General features: G+C 70.8%; 16 protein-coding genes. 8 read left to right on the top strand and 8 right to left on the bottom strand.

Features of this window, described 5'->3' with window-relative positions:
• Positions 1-30: 30 nt before the first annotated feature.
• The 4 genes from ACQEVI_RS08145 to ACQEVI_RS08130 form a co-directional block, all read right to left on the bottom strand.
• A complete protein-coding gene (locus ACQEVI_RS08145) occupies positions 31-675 on the bottom strand; it encodes a hypothetical protein (RefSeq protein WP_432896673.1) in 645 nt (214 codons plus the stop codon).
• Positions 672-1,298, bottom strand: a complete 627-nt coding sequence (locus ACQEVI_RS08140; RefSeq protein ID WP_432896671.1) for a WHG domain-containing protein — start codon at positions 1,296-1,298, stop codon at positions 672-674. The genes ACQEVI_RS08145 and ACQEVI_RS08140 overlap by 4 nt, the downstream gene beginning before the upstream one ends.
• On the bottom strand, positions 1,291-2,211 hold the full coding sequence (locus ACQEVI_RS08135; RefSeq protein ID WP_432896668.1) for an alpha/beta fold hydrolase: 921 nt from the start codon (positions 2,209-2,211) through the stop codon (positions 1,291-1,293). Before ACQEVI_RS08135 ends, ACQEVI_RS08140 begins: the two co-directional genes overlap by 8 nt.
• A 154-nt stretch (positions 2,212-2,365) precedes the next feature.
• Positions 2,366-4,294, bottom strand: coding sequence for a glycoside hydrolase family 15 protein (locus ACQEVI_RS08130; protein ID WP_432896665.1), 1,929 nt, complete (start codon positions 4,292-4,294; stop codon positions 2,366-2,368).
• Positions 4,295-4,603: 309 nt separating this feature from the next.
• Here ACQEVI_RS08130 and ACQEVI_RS08125 point away from each other — a divergent pair, with 309 nt between their 5' ends.
• Together ACQEVI_RS08125 and ACQEVI_RS08120 are read left to right on the top strand one after the other, a co-directional pair.
• Positions 4,604-5,026, top strand: coding sequence for a YciI family protein (locus tag ACQEVI_RS08125; protein ID WP_432896662.1), 423 nt, complete (start codon positions 4,604-4,606; stop codon positions 5,024-5,026).
• On the top strand, positions 4,999-6,333 hold the full coding sequence (locus ACQEVI_RS08120) for an RNA polymerase sigma factor (protein WP_432896659.1): 1,335 nt from the start codon (positions 4,999-5,001) through the stop codon (positions 6,331-6,333). Before ACQEVI_RS08125 ends, ACQEVI_RS08120 begins: the two co-directional genes overlap by 28 nt.
• 20 nt (positions 6,334-6,353) lie before the next feature.
• On the opposite strand, the gene ACQEVI_RS08115 is transcribed toward ACQEVI_RS08120, so the two are convergent.
• Positions 6,354-7,313, bottom strand: a complete 960-nt coding sequence (locus tag ACQEVI_RS08115; RefSeq protein ID WP_432896656.1) for a DMT family transporter — start codon at positions 7,311-7,313, stop codon at positions 6,354-6,356.
• A gap of 82 nt (positions 7,314-7,395) precedes the next feature.
• On the opposite strand from ACQEVI_RS08115, the gene ACQEVI_RS08110 reads away from it, so the two are divergent.
• Positions 7,396-8,307 (top strand): LysR family transcriptional regulator, encoded by a 912-nt coding sequence (locus ACQEVI_RS08110; RefSeq protein ID WP_432896653.1) that lies wholly within the window; start codon positions 7,396-7,398, stop codon positions 8,305-8,307.
• Positions 8,308-8,366: 59 nt separating this feature from the next.
• Positions 8,367-8,768, top strand: coding sequence for an FKBP-type peptidyl-prolyl cis-trans isomerase (locus tag ACQEVI_RS08105; protein ID WP_357454817.1), 402 nt, complete (start codon positions 8,367-8,369; stop codon positions 8,766-8,768).
• Positions 8,769-8,982: 214 nt separating this feature from the next.
• Here the strand turns inward: ACQEVI_RS08105 and ACQEVI_RS08100 are convergent, their stop codons facing one another.
• The 3 genes from ACQEVI_RS08100 to ACQEVI_RS08090 form a co-directional block, all read right to left on the bottom strand.
• Entirely contained in the window at positions 8,983-10,998 is a 2,016-nt protein-coding gene (locus tag ACQEVI_RS08100) for an adenylyl cyclase (protein WP_432896650.1), read from the bottom strand.
• Between the two features lie 104 nt (positions 10,999-11,102).
• Positions 11,103-12,425: a class I SAM-dependent methyltransferase gene (locus ACQEVI_RS08095; RefSeq protein ID WP_432896648.1), complete on the bottom strand. Its 1,323-nt coding sequence runs from the start codon at positions 12,423-12,425 to the stop codon at positions 11,103-11,105.
• The gene (locus ACQEVI_RS08090; protein WP_419705540.1) at positions 12,422-12,823 is read right to left on the bottom strand and encodes a DUF5997 family protein; all 402 of its coding nucleotides are present in this window, start codon (positions 12,821-12,823) and stop codon (positions 12,422-12,424) included. The genes ACQEVI_RS08095 and ACQEVI_RS08090 overlap by 4 nt, the downstream gene beginning before the upstream one ends.
• A 121-nt stretch (positions 12,824-12,944) precedes the next feature.
• Between ACQEVI_RS08090 and ACQEVI_RS08085 the strand changes: the two genes are divergently transcribed.
• The 4 genes from ACQEVI_RS08085 to ACQEVI_RS08070 all read left to right on the top strand — a co-directional run bounded on the left by ACQEVI_RS08085 (position 12,945) and on the right by ACQEVI_RS08070 (position 17,780).
• Entirely contained in the window at positions 12,945-13,943 is a 999-nt protein-coding gene (locus ACQEVI_RS08085; protein ID WP_432896645.1) for a LysR substrate-binding domain-containing protein, read from the top strand.
• A gap of 134 nt (positions 13,944-14,077) precedes the next feature.
• Positions 14,078-14,749, top strand: a complete 672-nt coding sequence (locus tag ACQEVI_RS08080) for an LPXTG cell wall anchor domain-containing protein (RefSeq protein ID WP_432896642.1) — start codon at positions 14,078-14,080, stop codon at positions 14,747-14,749.
• 597 nt (positions 14,750-15,346) lie between these two features.
• Complete coding sequence (locus ACQEVI_RS08075) at positions 15,347-16,027, top strand: LPXTG cell wall anchor domain-containing protein (protein ID WP_432896639.1); 681 nt, start codon at positions 15,347-15,349, stop codon at positions 16,025-16,027.
• 148 nt (positions 16,028-16,175) lie between these two features.
• On the top strand, positions 16,176-17,780 hold the full coding sequence (locus ACQEVI_RS08070; RefSeq protein ID WP_432905779.1) for an IS1634 family transposase: 1,605 nt from the start codon (positions 16,176-16,178) through the stop codon (positions 17,778-17,780).
• Positions 17,781-17,884: the final 104 nt, after the last annotated feature.

Below are 17,884 nucleotides of genomic sequence, written 5' to 3'. Positions count from 1 at the left end.
GGCGACCGGGCCGTCGTCGTGCGCGGGGGACTATGCCCGAGCTGTTCGGGACCGCGTGACAGCGGCGACCAGCACGCATCCCGCGGCGACGAGGAACCCGTGCGTGATCCGCAGCTCCGGCCCACCGAAGAACTGGGGGAGTACGAGCACCAGACCGATCGCCAGCGGGATGCCGGCCCACCTGAGGCGGGTACCGGCCCGCCACAGGGCGACCGCCACCAGCACTCCGGACACCGCGAGCAGGAGCAGGCCCGCGGCGAACAGGGTGACTGCCCACGGCTGCATGCGCAGCACCTCGATGTCGGCGAGCAGCCCGAGGTCGCCGTCCCGCAGCGCGGCTTCCGCGATGGTGCGGATGCCGAAGATCTCGGCGCCGAAGTAGAGCGCCGCCAGACCGGCGCCGGTCCACGCGGTGACGAGCGCCCAGGTCGCGGCGCCGACGCCGGCGGGACCGGCCTGGGCGAGGATCGTCCGCAGCCCCAGGAGCGCGGGCGCGAGGAGGGTGAGGCCGAGGATGCCGAACAGGTGCGCCACCACCCAGCGGTCGGACGCGAAAGCCGTGGCGAGGTTGATGGTGGCCACCGTCTCGTCCGGCCAGGGCCGCGACAGGGGGAAGAGGAGGAAGGTGAAGCCTGCGGCGACGAAGGCGACGTGGGTCCAGCGGGCGGTGGTCATGAGTGGCTCCCGGTGGTGGTGTCGCTCGGAGGTGTATCGGACGGCGCGAGTGCGGCGACTCCCGCGACGAGCATGTCGAGCAGCACCGCGAAGCTCTGGCCGACGTCCTCCCGCATCCGGAAGCCGCCGCCGAGCTCAAGGGTGACGAAGCCGTGCACGCCGGCGCGGACGGCGCGGACGGCGTCGATCAGGCGGGCGTCCGGGAGGCCGAAGCCGCGCAGGACGGCGACCACCACCTGAACGCTCTCGGCTGCGGCGTCGCGGAGCGCGGCGTCGGCGGGGGCGTCAGGGTCCGGGCCGATCTGGGTGGCCGCGTACCGCCCCGGGTGGTCGAGGGCGTAGCTGCGCCAGGCTGTCGCCAGCGCGCGGAGGGCGTCCGCCCCGGCTCGGCCCACGGTCGCCGAGGTGGCGGCTGCCGTGACCTCTCCCACGGCGATCAGTGTGACCTCGCGGCGCAGGTCGGCCAGCGAGCCGACGTGCTTGTAGAGGCTGGGGGCCGCGACGCCCGCCTTCGCGGCGACCTTCGCCAGCGTCAGGTCGGCGAACCCGCTCGTCCCGCCGGCGTCGACGACTTCGACCGCCAGCCGCACCACGGCGTCGGAGGACAGGCCCGCCCTAGGCACGTGCGCCCCCGTCCCGGGTCTCTGCGGCGATGTCGGCGATGTCGGCCGTGTCGGCCGTGGTGGCCGTGGTGGGTGCGGGCAGGGGCGGGAGACCGGCGAGGAGCTCGAGCACGGCGGGTACGACGACGTCGGCCGCCTGGTGCTGCGGGTAGTGGCCGACCTCCGGGACCAGGATGCCGCGGGTGTCGATCGCCCCGGTGATCCAGTCGAGCTCGGCCGCGGGGTCGGAGAAGTCGGGGTCGAGCGCGCCGACCACGGTCACGGAAGGCGCCTTGACGGCCGCCAGGCGGGCCTCGACGACCGAGTGGTCGAGCGACAGCGCAAGGTCGCGGAGGGAGCGCAGCCGGGCGGGCTCGCTCATGTTCCGCCGGATCGCGGCGACGTGCTCGGCATGCCGGGAGGAACGGCGTCCCTTGCTGATCGAGGAGTAGAAGAACCCCCAGAAGGCGGCGCCCCACGGCCGGGCGAAGAGCGCCCGGTAGGCCACCCCCATGACTTTCTGCATGCCCGGGGAGCCGGGCTGGCGCAGGTACGGGCTGAGCAGGACCATGCCGCGCACCAGGTCCGGGCGCTCCGCGGCGGCCCAGACGGCGGCCGAGGCGCCCATCGAGTTGCCGATCAGGACCGCCGGGCCTGCGCCGAGGTGCTCGACGAGCGCGATCAGGTCGGCGCCCGTCGCCTCGTCGCCGTGCGTGCGGAACGTGGTGTCCGAGTCGCCGTGGCCGCGCAGGTCGGCGACGACGACGCGGTAGCCGGCATCGACGAGGGTGGGGGCGACGTCGTCGTAGGTGGACCGGAGGTCACCCATGCCGGGAACGGCGACGACGAGCGGCCCGGCGCCCGTGTCGCTGTACGCGATTCGACCCTCGGGCCGCGTGAGGTGGATGACCGCGCCACTCTGGCTGGTTGTCATAGCCAGAAAGCTACTCTCATTAGCCAAAGGTTGCAAGACCTGTCAGAACTTCGCGCACGTGTCAGACGCTCAGGTCACCCGGGTGACCTGAGCGTCTGACACGTGCGCGAAGTTCTGACAGGTGCGCGGGCTCTTGCGTGCGGCTCCGGTGGGGTCAGGCGGGGCGGGGGACCCCGAAGTAGCCCTTCTCCGCCTCGCCGTTCTCCGCCTTGATCACGTGCATGACGGCGTTGATCAGCGCCAGGTGCGTGAACGCCTGCGGGAAGTTCCCGAGGTGGCGTCCGGTGCCCGGCTCGATCTCCTCGGCGTAGAGGTTGAGCGACGACGCGTAACCGAGCAGCCGCTCGCACAGCGACTTGGCCCGCTCCACCTCACCGATCTCGACCAACGCCGACACGAGCCAGAACGAGCAGATCGTGAAGGTGCCCTCCTCGCCCTGCAGGCCGTCGTCGGTCTCGTCGGTGCGGTAGCGCAGCACCAGACCGTCCTCGGTGAGCTCGTCCGCGATCGCCAGCACCGTCGCCCTGACCCGGTGGTCGTCCGGCGGCAGGAAGCGCAGCAGCGGGACGAGCAGCAGCGACGCGTCGAGCGCCGGGTCGCCGTAGCGCTGCGTGAAGACGCCGCGCTCGTCGACACCCTTGGTGCAGATGTCGTCGAAGATCTCGTCGGCGATCTTCTGCCACGACTGCGCGTAGTCGAGCTCGTCGTACAGCCGGGCGAGCTTGGCGCCCCGGTCCATCGCGACCCAGCACATGAGCTTGGAGCTGGTGAAGTGCTGCGGCTCACCGCGCACCTCCCAGATGCCCCGGTCGGGCTCGTGCCAGTGCTTCGCGGCCTCCTCGACCTGCCGCTTCAGGATGGGCCACAGCGACTCGGGCAGCTGGTCGCGCGACTTGGCGTGCAGCCACACGGAGTCCAGCACCGCGCCCCACACGTCGTGCTGCCGCTGGTCGTACGCGGCGTTGCCGATGCGGACCGGCTGCGCGCCCTCGTAGCCCGACAGGTGCGGTAGCTCGAACTCCTCGAGGGTCTCCTCACCACCGACGCCGTACATGATCTGGAGCTGCCGGTTGTCGCGGCAGACGTCCTGGATGAACGCGAAGAAGTCGTTCGCCTCGCGCTCCAGGCCGAGGGTGTACAGCCCCCACAGCGCGAACGTGGAGTCACGGATCCACGCGTACCGGTAGTCCCAGTTCCGCTCGCCGCCCGGGGTCTCGGGCAGGGACGTCGTGGCTGCGGCGATCAGCGCGCCCGTGGGGGAGTAGGTGAGGCCCTTCAGGGTGAGCGCCGACCGCTGGAGGTAGGCCCGCCACGGGTGGTCCGGGAACTCGCCCTGCGTGATCCAGTCGCGCCAGAACCGCTCGGTGCGCCACATCGCGTCGAGGGCACCCGCGTACGTCGTCGGCGCGCTCTGCGAGCCCCACGACATGGCGACGAAGTGCGTGGCGCCCTCCGTCATCCGCGTGCGCGCGGTGGCGCGCTTGCCCTCCAGCCCGAACCGCAGGCTGGACTGCAGGTGCAGGTCAGGGTTGGAGTCGCCGACGTGGGCCACCACCGACGAGTACCCGCTGTTCTCGTACTCCCAGTCGACCTCGGACCGGGCGTAGTCCGGACGCGGCTCGCACACGACCTCGAGGTCCACCGTGCCCGAGACGCACTTGATGGTGCGCATCAGGATGTGCTCGGCGTCGTCGTCCGTGGGGGTGCGGCGGTGCGTGCCGGAACGCGACTCGAGGTCGTGCCACGGGCCCATCAGCATCGCGTCACGGACCACGAGCCAGCCGGTCGGCGTCTGCCAGGTGGTCTCGAGGATGAGCGTGCCGGGCAGGTAGCGGCGCGCGACAGGCACCCGCACGCCGTGCGGTCCCACGCGGAAGTAGCCGGCTCCCCGGTCGAGGATCTTGGCGAAGATGCTGGGTGAGTCGGGTCGAGGGACACACATCCACTCGACACTGCCCGAGGGCGCGATCAGCGCGTTGGTCTCGCAGTCGGAGAGGAACCCGTACTCGCCGATGTGCGGGAACTTGCTGCGTCCGTCCCAGACGCGCGGGGAGGCGCCGTCGCTCGTCGTATGTCCCTTCACCGGACCCGAGTTCGTGGGCTTCGGGGTCTGGCGGCGCCGTGGGGATCTGCCGGATGCCGTGGGAACTTCGGCATCGGCCCCCACGGGCTCAATCGATTCGAGCGTCATGAGACTCAAGGGTTCCGCACGTTCCGCGCAGGTGGCAAGCCGGGCGTGTGTGACGCGCGGAATCCCCGCTCCATGCACTGTCATGAACTCTTGATCGACGCAGGCAGGGAATATCCGGGTTGTGTCGATCGAGCGGTTTCCCGTTCGACCTGTGGGTGAGAAGGTCCCATCAGGGGGCCCGCACACACAGGAGAAGAAACCATGCCGAAGTACATGCTGATCATGCGTTCGACCGACGAGACCTGGGCTGCCTTCGCCGACGTCGACTTCGAGCAGGTCATGAACGAGATGGGCAAGTTCAACGACGAGATGGTCCAGGCCGGCGTGCTCGTGGCGGCCGAAGGCCTCGAGGACGCCGCCGACACGGTGGTCGTCGACTACTCGTCCGAGCCGCCTGTCGTGACGGACGGACCGTACGGAGAGACCAAGGAGCTGTTCGGCGGCTTCTGGATCCTCGACGTCGCCTCCAAGGAGGCGGCCGTCGAGTGGGCCAAGCGGGCCCCGCTCGCCGGCCCGGGCAGCAAGGCCGAGATCCGCAAGGTCACGCACATCGACGACTTCCCGCAGGACAACGAGTGGATCCAGAAGGAGCGCGCGTGGCGCGAGTCGACCGGTCAGCTCTGACCGGCGAGGACGCCGCCCGACGGGCCGTCGAGGCGGTCTGGCGGATCGAGTCCGCGCGCATAGTGGGCGCACTCACCCGCTACACGCGTGACTTCGAGCTCGCCGAGGACGTGGCCCAGGAGGCGCTCGCCGAGGCGCTCGTCTCCTGGCCGCGCGACGGCGCGCCGCGCGATCCCGCCGCATGGCTCATCGCGACGGCGCGACGCCGGGCGATCGACGCCTACCGGCGCCGCGCCGGGCGGGACGAGCGGTACGTCGCGCTCGCGCACGGTCTCGCCGAGGGGGAGGCGACGTCGGGCATCGGAACGGGGCCCGCTGGGCCTGGGACGAGCATCGTCGCAGCTCAGCCAGGTTCTGACCCGGCCGAGGTCGATCCCGACCGGATCGACGACGACGTGCTCGCGCTCATGTTCGTGTCCTGCCATCCCGTGCTCTCGCGGGAGGCACAGGTCGCGCTCACGCTGCGCGTGGTGGGCGGCCTGACGAGTGACGAGGTCGCCCGGGCGTTCCTGGTGCCGGTCGCGACGGTGCAGGCGCGCATCACGCGCGCCAAGAAGACCATCGCTGCGGCACAGGTCCCGTTCGAGGTGCCCGACGGTGCGGACCGGACCGCCCGGCTCGCCTCGGTGCGCGGCGTGCTGTACGTGATCTTCACTTCAGGGTCGTCGGCGACGTCGGGCGACGACTGGATCCGGCACGACCTGGCGCGCGAGGCGGTGCGTCTCGCCCGCGTGCTCAGCCGCCTCGCACCCGAGCCGGAGACGTTCGGCCTGCTCGCGTTGCTCGAGCTGACCGCGGCCCGGTTCCCGGCCCGGACGGGCCCGTCGGGCGAGCCGATCCTGCTGGAGGAGCAGGACCGGCGGCGCTGGGACCGGGCGGCGATCGTCCGGGGCAGGGCGGCGCTGCGCCGCGCCGTCGGCCCGGCGGGTATGGGGGTCTACGCCCTGCAGGCGGCGATCGCGGAGTGTCACGCGGTGGCGCGCTCGGTGGCCGAGACGGACTGGGAACGGATAGTCGTGCTCTACGAGGCGCTCGGCCGCGTGGCGCCGTCGCCGGTGGTGGACCTGAACCGGGCGGTGGCGGTCGCGATGGCGCACGGCCCCGGCGTCGGGCTGCGGGTGGTGGACGGCCTGGTGGAGCGGGGTGTGCTGGCGGGATCGCACCTGCTGCCGGGCGTGCGTGGCGAGCTGCTCGCGCGGCTGGGCCGCACCGCCGAGGCCCGGGGCGAGTACCTGCGCGCGGCCGAGCTGTGCGGCAACACGGCGGAGCGAGGCCTCCTGGAGCGCAAGGCCTCGGCTCTCCCGTGACCGTCCGGGACTCAACGGTCTCAGCGGAGGCGGAGGGTGGCTACCAGGACGCCCGTCAGGCACAGGGTGCCGCCGATCAGGGCAGGCAGCGTGGGGACCTCGCCCAGCAGGGCCCACGACATGAGCACCGCGAGCGGCGCGGCGGCGTAGGTCGCGGCGCCGAGTCGGCCCGCCGTCGTGCGGGTCAGGGCGTAGCCCCAGGTGATGAAGGCGATGGCGGTGGGAAAGACGCCGAGGTAGACGACGCTCAGCGTGGCCGACGTCGGGGCCGCGGCGAGCTCGCGCAGGAGCACCGGCGCGAACGGGAGGCACGCGACCGCCCCGACCAGGCAGCCCAGCCAGGTCATGGTCAGGGAGTCGACCTTCGGCAGCAGGCGCTTCTGCAGGATCGTGCTCCCGGCGTAGATGACGGCGGCGGCCAGGCCGAGGGCGACGCTCACCGTGTCGGACGCACCGCTCGACGTGGCGAGCGCGATCCCCGCGACGCCGGCGAAGGCGATGCCGATACCGGCGAGGAGCCGTGCCGGGAACCCCTCACCGAGCGATATCCCGGCGAACACCGCGATCAGGATGGGGGCGAGCCCGACCAGGAGGGATGCCGTCCCGGCGTCGAGGGTGCGCTCCGCGGTGTTGAGGGCCAGGTTGTACAGCCCGAACCAGAGGACGCCCCAGACGATGACGCCGACCAGCGTCCGGCCGCGCGGCAGCCGGACCTTGCCGGCCAGGCCGGCGATGACGGTGAGCGCGAGGGCGCCGACGAACATCCTGCCCAGGGCGAGCGGGCCGGGGGAGAAGTCGTGACCGGCGGCCCGGATCCCGATGAACGCGGAGGCCCACAGCACCACGGTCACCGCAGCGGCCGCGGGGACGAGGAAGCGGTTCGTGGCCGGCGGGGCAGCCACGGCAGTCAGGGACATGTCTGGAACCCTGCCCGAGGTCGGAGCCAGGGTCTGGCGGCTATCGGCCATGGTGTTGGTCATGGTGCGATGGTCGCCCCGAACCACTGTGAAGCACCAGCGATTCTTTCTTCATCCGAATTCAGTCGCGCTGTACAGTGGCTCCATGCTCGACGTCCACCGTCTCCGCATCTTCCGTTCCGTCGTCGCCTCCGGATCCATCGGTGCGGCCGCGGCGAACCTCGGCTACACGCCGTCCGCCGTCAGCCAGCACGTCTCGGCGCTCCAGCGCGAGACGGGCCTCAAGCTCCTGGCCCGGCACGGCCGCGGCATCCGGCCCACCGCGGCCGGACATGCGCTGGCCGCACAGGCCGACGGCGTGCTCGAACGGCTCGGCGAGGCCGAGGCCATGGTCGCCGACCTGCGCGCGGGCCGCACCGGGTCGCTCTCGGTGGCCTACTTCGCCTCGGTCGGCTCCGCCTGGCTGCCCGACGTCGTACGCACCGTGACCACGCAGTTCCCCGGCGTCCGCCTCGACCTGGAGCTGGCCGAGCACATCCCGGACAAGACCGAGGACCGCGCGGACCTGCAGATCGTCGTCGCGAACGCCGAGTTCGCGGCGGGCAGCGGCTTCACGGCCCACCACCTCCTCGACGACCCTTACGTCGCCGTCCTGCCGCAGGACCACCGGTTCGCCGACCGGGACGAGATCGAGCTCGCCGAGCTCGAGGACGAGTCCTGGATCGACAATGACTTCGCCCGCGGCTGGTGCCGGCGCAACCTCCTTCAGGCGTGCACGGCGGCGGGCTTCAGCCCCACGTTCCGCGTCGAGGCGCACGACTACCCGACGGCGGTCGCGTTCGTGGAGGCGGGGATCGGCATGACGGTGCTGCCCGAGCTCGGGGCCGTCAACCTGCCGCGGGCGACCGTCTCGGTGCCCGTGGTGCGGCCCGCGCCCGTGCGCTCGATCTACGCGGTGCTGCAGGACGCCGTCGCGCACACCCCGCCGGCGATCGCCGCCCTGGACGCGCTGCGGCAGGCCGCCGTCGCTTCGCGGGCAGCCGTGGAGGCCGCATAGGGTGGGCGGGTAACGGCGCTGGGACTGCTCGGCGCCCTCCCGATCGAGAGGTAATCCTCGTGACCACGCTTCCTACCGCCTCCGGCACCTTCGGTGACAAGCCGGAGCTGACGTTCCCCGAGGGTGGCGCACCCGCCGGCCTGCAGGTGCAGGTCCTCTCCGAGGGCAACGGCCCGGTCGTCGAGTCCGGGCGCACCATCGTGGTGAACTACCTGGGCCAGACCTGGGGCGGCCACGTCTTCGACAACTCGTACGACCGCGGCACCACCATCGACTTCCCGATCGGCGTCGGTGCCGTCATCGGCGGTTGGGACAAGGGCATGGTGGGCCAGAACGTCGGCTCGCGCCTGCTGCTGTCGATCCCGCCGGAGCACGGTTACGGTGCGCGTGGGGTGCCGCAGGCCGGGATCGGTGGCGGGGACACGCTGGTCTTCGTCGTGGACGTCGTCGACGTGAAGTGACGCTTCTTTAGGGCTGCTCTTGTAGGGCCCGCAGGCGGAGAACAAGAACGCCTGCGCGGACTGGGCCGACGAGGCGCCTCCAGAGGCGGCTCACCTGTTTCGTCCTTTTACGTCCGCGCAGGCGTTCTTGTTCTCCGCCCGCTCTTCTGTGGGCGTCACTTCCCGGTGGGTTGGTTGGGCTTGGCCGGCCGGGTGGTTGGTCGGTTGCTGTTGGTCAGCTGGTTGGGGGGTAGGCGATCAGCTGGGGGGAGGCGAAGCTGCCTACTGCCGGGGCGCCCGTGTTGTTGATGATGTGGTTGATGCCGCCCGAGCCGTTGAGGAAGACGCTCGTCATGGAGCGGAACTTCACGTTCGGGGTGGTGGGGGCCTGGATGCCCGACTCCACGCGGATGTCCTGGCCCTGGTTGAAGAACGAGTAGACGCCGAGGCCTGACGCGTCGTGGGTCGTCACGTCGTCCGCCACGCGGTAGGAGGCGTAACCGAGGCGGTCACCGTCCATGAACGCCGCCTGCGACGGCGGGTCGTACGGGATCTCGCTCTGGTAGAAGATCGTGCGGCCGTTCTCGCCGTTCCAGATCGTCTGCTCCTCCTGGTAGTGCTCGACGAACAGGCCGGTCGCCGTCACGTCGTCACCGTTGACGATGACGCCGTGCGCGCCCGTGTTGCCGCCCCAGGAGACGCCCTGGCCGTGGTCCGCGCGCCACGCCCAGATGTGGTCGAGCAGAGTGTGGTCGCTGTTCACCTCGATCGACGTGACGGCCTTGCCCTCCCAGGGACCGCCCACGCGGACGAAGACGTCGGTGAGCGTGGTCGGGTTGGCCGGGTCCGAGACGCTCGCGCCCTCGGGACCCACCTTGATCAGTGTCGCCGACTCCGGCACGTTCGCGTCGGCGGTGATGCCCGCGACCTTCACGCCCGCGACGTCGCCGATCTCCAGCACGCCGTTGCCCGCCGTCGGGGTGAGCGAGGCGTAGCCGAGGCCGAGCACCACCGTGTCGGCACGGTCGACGCGCAGCGCGGCGTCGAGCTCGTAGACGCCCGGCGTGAGGATGAGGTTCTTGCCGTCGGCCAGCGCGGCGTTGATCGACGCGGCGGTGTCGACGTCCTCGCGGGCCACGTAGAAGTCGTTCATACCGATCGAGGTGCCCGACCCGGCCGACGTCGACCAGTCGGTGCCGCTGCTGTCGGTGCGCGCGTTCGGCACGAAGACGGCGAGCTCGCCGTTGCCGGCCCGGTACACGAACGGAGCTTCCCGGCTGATCGGGGTGTTGTCGACGGTGGTCTTGACGCCCTTGACCCCGTCGCCGAGGTCCTGCCCGAAGTCGGTGTCCGGCGCGCCGTCGACGCCCGAGAACACCATGTTCCAGACGCCGCCGTCCCAGGTGCCGACCTCGCTGTTGCGCGTGAACCACTGCTGCTGCGAGCCGGTGGCGATGGTGCCGGCCACGCGGGAGTTCGCGAGGTAGCCGCCGGACGCGAACTCGCCGTACCGGCCGAAGACCGTGAGGCTGCCCTGGATGTCCATGCGGCGCATCGGCGCGGCCTGCGACACCGCCCAGCGCATCTGGTGCGGTTCGGTCACACCTGCCGGGAACGGGCGAGCGGCGTCCTCACCGACCGGGCGCTGGATCGGGTTGATCGCCATGTTCGACATCGACCGCCAGAAGTGGTTCAGCGAGCCGGGGGCGGCGCACTCCCACGGCCGGTCCGGGCAGCCGACCACCGGTTCCACATGCAGCGCGCCGTTGATCTGGACGTCGTTCGGCTGCGCGCCGAGGCCCGAGATCGACTCGTAGTACCCGACGGTCTGGTTGACGATGTCGGTGGCCGTGGCCGGGTCGTCCTGGCCGGCGGCGCTGCCGTACGTGCCGGGCTCGAAGAAGACCTGGTGCCGGCCCAGGCTCATCTCGGCCTCGTCGTTCACCGAGTCGAGGAACGTGTTGATCCGCTCGGTCGTCCAGGTCGGGTCGATGAACGTGACATTGGGCCCGAAGTCCGGGTCGGCCGCCGCCTTCTTCGGCTTCTTCACCTTTGGCTTCTTCACCCTCTGATCCTTGGCCTCGGACGCCGCGCCAGACTTGGCCACGGAGGTCTTCGCCATGGCCTTGCCCGCGTCGGCGGCGGACGGCGCGGCGGTGGCCGGCAGTGCTGCGACCGCGGCTCCGGCGGCGAGCGATGCTGCGACCGCCGCGACGGCGGCGCCGCGCAGTGTGGTGCGGAGTGTCCTCATCGACAGATCCTTCGAGCTCGGGGCAGGCCGGTGGTGACCGGGCATGCTGCCGGTGCGGGTGCGCCCGGGGCGAGCGCCCCGCAAGGCTAGCGGTACGCCACTGACTAGTCTGTAAGTGCTTTCCGCAGGCTGCGGGTCACCGTGAACTTCGGGTTCTGGGCCACGTGCTCCGTCGGCCCGACGGCGCGCTGCAGTGCGCCGCGGTAGTGCAGCCCCGTGTTGAAGACGGTCCACAGCTCGCCGCCTTCGCGCAGGACGCTGCCCGCCGCTGCGAACATGCGGTGCGCGGCGTCGGTGCTCAGCGCGGCGCGGTCGTGGAACGGCGGGTTGAGGAGCACGAGGTCCGCCGAACCGTCGGGGACGGGGAGCAGGTCCCCGGCGTCGCCCCGCACGACGGCGGCCCTGACACCGTTCGCGGCGAGCGTCGCCGCCGTCGAGGCGCAGGCGGCAGCGCTCCGGTCCGTCGCGATCACGTGGGCGCGGGGATAGCGCAGCGCCAGGACGGTCGCGAGGATGCCGGTGCCGCAGCCGAGATCGACCGCGACGGGGCGCCCGTCTAGGTAGTCCGGGCCGAAGGGGGAGTCCGCCGGGGTGCCCTGAGTGCCTGGCGCATCCGTCAGCTCGGGCCAGCGTCCGGCCTGCGCCAGCAGGAAGCGTGTGCCCAGGTCGAGCGTGGCACCGGCAAAGGCGGCCCCGTGCGCGACGACGGTCAGCCCGGCGTCCGGCGATTCTTCCGGGGCGCCGGTGGCGGCCAGGATCTCGCGGTCGGTGAGCCGGGCGGTGACGGGGTAGGTGAGCGGCCCGACGTCGGACCGTGGCTCCCGCGCGATCAGCAGGCGCGACTTCTGCCGGGCGAGCGAAGCGCTGACCTGCGCGAACGAGGCGCCGAGCACGTCGTTCATCGCGTGCGTCATGTGCTTGACCCGGCCGCCGGCGAGCAGCGTGACCGCCGGGTCGGCGTACCGGGCCACGTGCTCGGCGATCTCCGTCAGCTCCGCCAGCGACGTGGGCAGCTGGAGCAGTACGAGCCGTGCGCCCTCGAGCAGGTGGGAGTCGAACGTGTCGCGCACGGTCAGGCCGATCGGGGCCGGCTCGTGCGGGACCGGCGCGTTCGCGGCGGCCCGCGCGTGCCCATCCCACAGGACCTCGGAGACGCGGGCGGAGTTGGCGCTGAGCGCCGCCTCCGCCGTGATCAAGTCCTGGTGCACCCGGATGTCGCGGGCGCCGAGCGCCAGCGCGCCCAGGCTCAGCGCCCCGAACCGGTCGCCGATCACCACCACGCCGTCAGGGTCCTGCGCGATCAGCGGCGCGGCCTCGTCGAGCAGGAGCCGGTCGGTCGCGTCGACGGCGACCGGGCCGTCGGCGCGCGAACCATCCTCGGGAAAGGGCAGGAGCCCGGCCAGGACGGCTTCGGCCTCTGGGCTCACCGGGCGGAGCGGGCCTTCTTCTCCGCAGCCTTGCGGGCCTCCTCGACGCGTTCCTCCTCGGCGCGCACCTGGGCGGCGATCTCGCGCTCCTGGGCCAGCCAGGCGGGCGGGTCGTCGCGCATCTCGTTGATCTGCTCGGTGGTCAGCGGTTCGGTGACGCCACCGCGGGCCAGGCCGGCGATCGAGATGCCGAGGCGCCCGGCCACGACGGGCCGGGGGTGCGGTCCGTTGCGGCGCAGCTCGGCGAGCCACTCGGGCGGGTTGGTCTCCAGCTCCTCGAGCTCTGCGCGCGTTATCGGGTTGTCCTGGAACTCCTGCGGGGTGGCAGGCAGGTAGACGCCGAGTCGCTTGGCGGCATTGGACGGCTTGAACCGCTGCGAGGCGAAGGAGGAACTCATGTTCCCAGGGTATCGGCGCCTGCCCTTCTCGCTCTCCATGGCGGACGTGATCCTCGCCGCTCATCCCGGTCCGCGGGGATCCAGCGGAACGGGGACGGGGCCCAGCCCGTAGCCTTGGGACGTGAGCCAGCCCCTGCCCGACGTCGGACCGCCTGTTCCGGGCGGCGACCCCGCTGATCCCTCGACCGCCGGGCCGGAGGTCGAGGACGGCACGGAGCTGGTGGAGGACGTCGACGTCCACGTCGACCCGAGCCTGCCCCGTTTCCGCCTGGCGTACGTGCCGGGTGCGACACCCGGGAAGTGGGCGTCCGTGTGGCGCGAACGGCTGCCTGACGTGCGGCTAGACCTGGTGCAGCTCGAGTCGGACGCCGTCCTCCCCGCACTGGGGACGGGGAAGGCCGATGCCGCGATCGGCAGGCTCCCCGTGGACAAGGAGGTGTTCTCCGCGATCCCGCTCTACGAGGAAACGTCGGTGGTGTGCTTCTCGCGGGACCACCTCCTCGCCGCCCTCGACGAGGAGGAGACGGTGTCCACCGCCGACATCGCGGGTGATCCGGTCTGGGTCCCCGCGGACGACGTCCTCTTCGCCGCACATCCGGTTCCCGGCGTCGTGCCCGTGGATCCGGACGGGAACCCGCTGGACAGGGTCCCGACGACTGCCGACGCCGTGGCGACGGTCGCCGCGAACGTAGGGGTGGCGGTGCTGCCCATGTCGCTCGCGCGCCTGCACCGCCGTAAGGACGTGGTCTATCGCCCCCTCGTGGACGGGCCGACGGCGCCGGTAGGGCTGATCTGGCCCTACGACCGCACCACCGACCTGGTCGAGGAGCTCGTCGGGATCGTCCGCGGGCGCACGGTGAACAGCTCGCGCGGCCGAGGCCGCCCGACCGCTCAGCAGGCTGAGGATGCCGCCGCGGGCGCCGCCGGAAAGTCGGCGATGGCCAGGGTGAAGAAACAGGTGAAGAGTGGTTCGGGTGGGGCCGCTGGACGCTCCGGTGCGGGGCGCAGCGGGGCGAAGGCAGGCGGTCGCGGGGGTGTTCAGCGGGCTGGTGGCGGTCTCCAGCGGGGCAAGGGCGCGCGCCCGACATCCAAGGGGAAGAAAAAGGGCAAGGGCAAGTAGGGGAGATCCCAAGCTTCTGTAATTCATTTCAATGAAATAACGGATATTGGCGAACTGTGCCATTGTCGCTACGCTCCGGGGTCGTGCCTGAAAGTATTGGCACGCGTCAGATCCCCGTCTCGAAGGAGCGCTCAGTGCGCAAGATGACCGTCTTGGGAGCTTCCGCGCTCCTCGTCGCCGGCCTCATGGGCTCGCCTGTCGCCGCGTTCGCCGCACCGATCGCAGGCGCTCCCGTCGCGGCTACTCCCGGTGGTGGACAGGAGACCTGCCCAAAGGAGGGCAAGGTCGAGGTTCCCGAGGGGGAGGAGCTGACCGAGATCGAGGTGACTGCTGAGCCGGGCTACGTGATCGTCGGCTACTGCGTGAAGGCCGGCGCAGACGCGAGTGGCGCTGGACTTCAGGAGGTGGTGGTGGATCCGCCGGAAACCAAAGTGGTGATCGCACACGAGTCCGGCAAGGCGATCAGCCACTACACGCTCGTGACGGTCAAGGCGGAGCCGACGCCGGAGCCCACCCCGACGGAGTCGAGCCAGGAGCCGAGCGTCGTGCCGAGCGGCGAGCCCTCCGAGGGTTCGTCTGGCACCCCGTCGGAGCCCGCCGTCGAGCCGACCACGGGCACCCCGGACGACGAGTCCACGGTCCCGGCCGGCGAGGGCGAGGCGACATCCGCGCCCTCCGAGGAGCCCGGCGAGCTCGCCGCCACCGGCGCCAGCACCGCCATCGGCTTCACGCTGATCGCGCTGGCCCTCGTGGGCGGCGGCGTGACGCTGATCGTGCTTCGCCGCAAGGGCGTTCTCGGTAGCTGATCCAGTCGCACCGAGCGGCCGCTGGTAGAGCGGGCGTTCGGCAGGTTCTTCGTTCCATGAGCTCCGGCTCTGGGCGGAGGGTCGGCCGGGCGCCCGTTCCTTGTCGTGAGCGGGTGAATTCCTCCGAGGGCCGGGTGAATTCAACTACCGGGAACCTGGGCGTTTTGTGGTAAATGGCTATTGCGCATCTGGTTGCGATCGAATCCTTCTCGCGGCGGCAACGTGTAGATCTGGAAGCGGCCTTGTTCGCGGGTGTTCAGTGTTGAATCCATGCAACGTGGCGCACTTGACGTCCGGGTGAGCGTGAACGCGTGCGTATATGCCCTGGTCTCAGCGTTTCGGATGAAGCTCCTGTTCACCAGGGCTCTACGCGAGGCGCGGTGACTGAACGCCGCAGAATTTCACCCTATCTTCCCGCTCCCTTCAGAAAGGGCTGGTGGCGAGCTGTTAATCGCTGTGCTGGGCCACTTCACGAGCCGACAGCAATGTCCGTTTTGATGCTCTTGCATGGGGTCGGCCGCGGATCTAGCGTCGAAATCAACAGATGCGCCGCGAACCTTCTCTGCGGCGTCCCGCGCCGAGAAAAGGAACATCGAAATGAAGACCATATCCGCGCTAGGAGCCGCTGCGCTTCTGGCGCTGGGACTCTATGGCTCGGCTTCGGCCGTGGCGAACGGCGCCCCGGTTGTAGCCGCAGGTGAGGAGCAGGTCTGCCCTGGCGACAAGATCGACGTCGTCGGGAACCACTCGTCCGTCATCGTCACCGCACCCGAAGGCATGGTCATCATCGGGTACTGCGTGAAGGCAGGCTCCGCACAGCAGGGTGACGGCCCCGAGTTCGTGGACGTCGTCCCACCGGCCACCGAGGTGACGATCGAGCACTCGACGGGCAAGGACGTCAGCCACTACTCCGTGACCTACGCGCCGACCCCGACTCCCACCCCGACGGAGCCGACGCCGACTCCCACGCCGACGGAGCCGACCCCCACTCCGACCCCGACGGAGCCGACGCCGACTCCCACGCCGACGGAGCCCACGCCGACTCCGACCCCGACTCCGACCCCGACGGAGCCGACACCCACGCCGACCCCGACGGAGCCGACCGACAAGCCCACGCCGACGGAGAAGCCGACGCCCGTCAAGCCGGCGGCCCAGGCGCCCCCGTCTGAGCTTGCTTCGACGGGCCCCGCCGAGACGATCGGCTATTCGATGCTGGCCCTCGCCCTGCTCGGCGGAGGCATCGCATTCATCGTGCTCGCTCGGCGACGGCTCGCTTGAGCGATCCGCGCAGATCCGACCCTTCCAAGATAGAACCCGACTTGGCTCACGGTTTTGAGGTCGTGGTGACAGCGGCCCGGTGACCTGCGGGGATGCTTGCTGAGGTGTGCGGTGGTGCGCACTAATCGTGGTGTCTATCGTGCTCGTCGTGGCGTACGTGCGGACGGTCAAGACGGCTTCGGGGGCTCGGGCGGTACAGATCGTGCACTCCCAGCTGCGTGGTTCGCGTGACATCGAGCACCTCGGGTCGGCGCACACCGACGCGGACTGGGAGCTGTTGGTCGCTGCGGCGCGGCAGAAGATCGCGACCGGGCAGGGCGAGCTGGACCTGCGGCTGCCCGACAGCCCTCCGGCTGGTGGTGGACCGTTGCCGATCACGGGGTCGCGGATGGGCGTGCTCGTCGACGCGCTCGAGCGCGCCTACCAGGCGCTCGGGTTCGACCGGGCAGCCCGCAAGGACGAGGTGTTCAAGCAGCTCGTCCTGGCGCGGATCATCGAGCCGACCTCGAAGCTGGACTCGTTGCGGGTGCTGGCCGAAGCCGGGATCGACGCGCCGTCCTATGCCACGCTCAAGCGGCGTCTGCGCGTCTACGCAGGCCTGCCTGCGAAGGGCCTGCCCCCACTCGACCACGACGCCGACGGCGAGCCGCAGGACTCCGAACCGCAGGACTGCGAACCGCTGGTCGTGGATCCGACCGGTGGTCCGTGGCGGACGAGGATTGCGAACGCGTGCGCCGAGCATGTGGGGCTGGGGCCGGCGACGTACTGCTTGTATGACGTGACGACGCTGCACTTCGAGGCCCACGAGGGCGACGGGTTCCGCGAACCCGGGTTCTCGAAAGAACGCAGGCTGGAGCCGCAGATCACCGTCGGGCTGCTCACGGACGCGGCCGGGTTCCCGTTGATGGTCCACGCGTTCGAGGGCAACCGCGCCGAGACCACGACCATGGTCCCGGTGCTGCAGGCGTTCATGGCCACCCACGGGCTGACCGACATCGTGATCGTGGCCGACGCGGGCATGATCTCCGAGACGAACTGGCGCGCGATCGAGGAGCTGGGCTGGTCCTTCGTCCTGGGGGCGCGGATGGGCGAGGTCCCGATCGTGGTCCAGAAGTGGCGCGATGACCACCCCGGGCAGGAGATCCCCGACGGGCACGTGTTCACCCGCCCGTGGCCCGCCGCGCCCTCGGACAAGCGGCGTGACCACACGTACTACTACAAGTTCTCCGCCGCGCGCGCCCGGCGCACCCTGCACGGGATCGACGAGCAGGTCCGCAAGGCCGAGCAGGCCGTCGCTGGGAAGAGCGCTGTGAAACGCAACCGGTTCGTCAAGCTCGCCGGCGCGACCAAGACCGTCAACCGTGACCTGGAGACCAAGGCCCGGGCACTGGCCGGGATCAAGGCCTACGTCACCAACCTCGACGACCCGAGCGCCGAGCACGTCATCGCGACCTACTCCGCGCTGCTCAACGTCGAGAAGTCCTTCCGGATGACCAAGTCCGACCTGGCCGCCCGGCCCGTCTTCCACCACGTCCGCCACAGCATCGAGGCGCATCTGACGATCGTGTTCGCCGCCCTGGCCGTCACACGGTGGATCGAGAACGCCACCGGCTGGTCCATCCGCAAGTTCGTCAAGACCGCCCGCCGCTACCGGCAGATCACCATCGCCGCCGGCGGGCAGACGATCACCGCCGCCGACCCGCTACCCGACGACCTGCAAGCCGCCGTCGACCGCATCCATCGACCGCACTAAATGAGCCAAGTCGGGTCGCTTGAGCGATCCGCGCAGATCCGACCCTTCCAAGATAGAACTGGGGCGACGTAGAACCGATGACTCGGTTCTACGTCGCCCCAGTT

The organism is Promicromonospora sp. CA-289599, from assembly GCF_050936155.1.
Taxonomy (GTDB): domain Bacteria; phylum Actinomycetota; class Actinomycetes; order Actinomycetales; family Cellulomonadaceae; genus Promicromonospora.
Note: the sequence above shows the minus strand (reverse complement) of the source record. Positions and strands in the feature narration are given on the sequence as shown.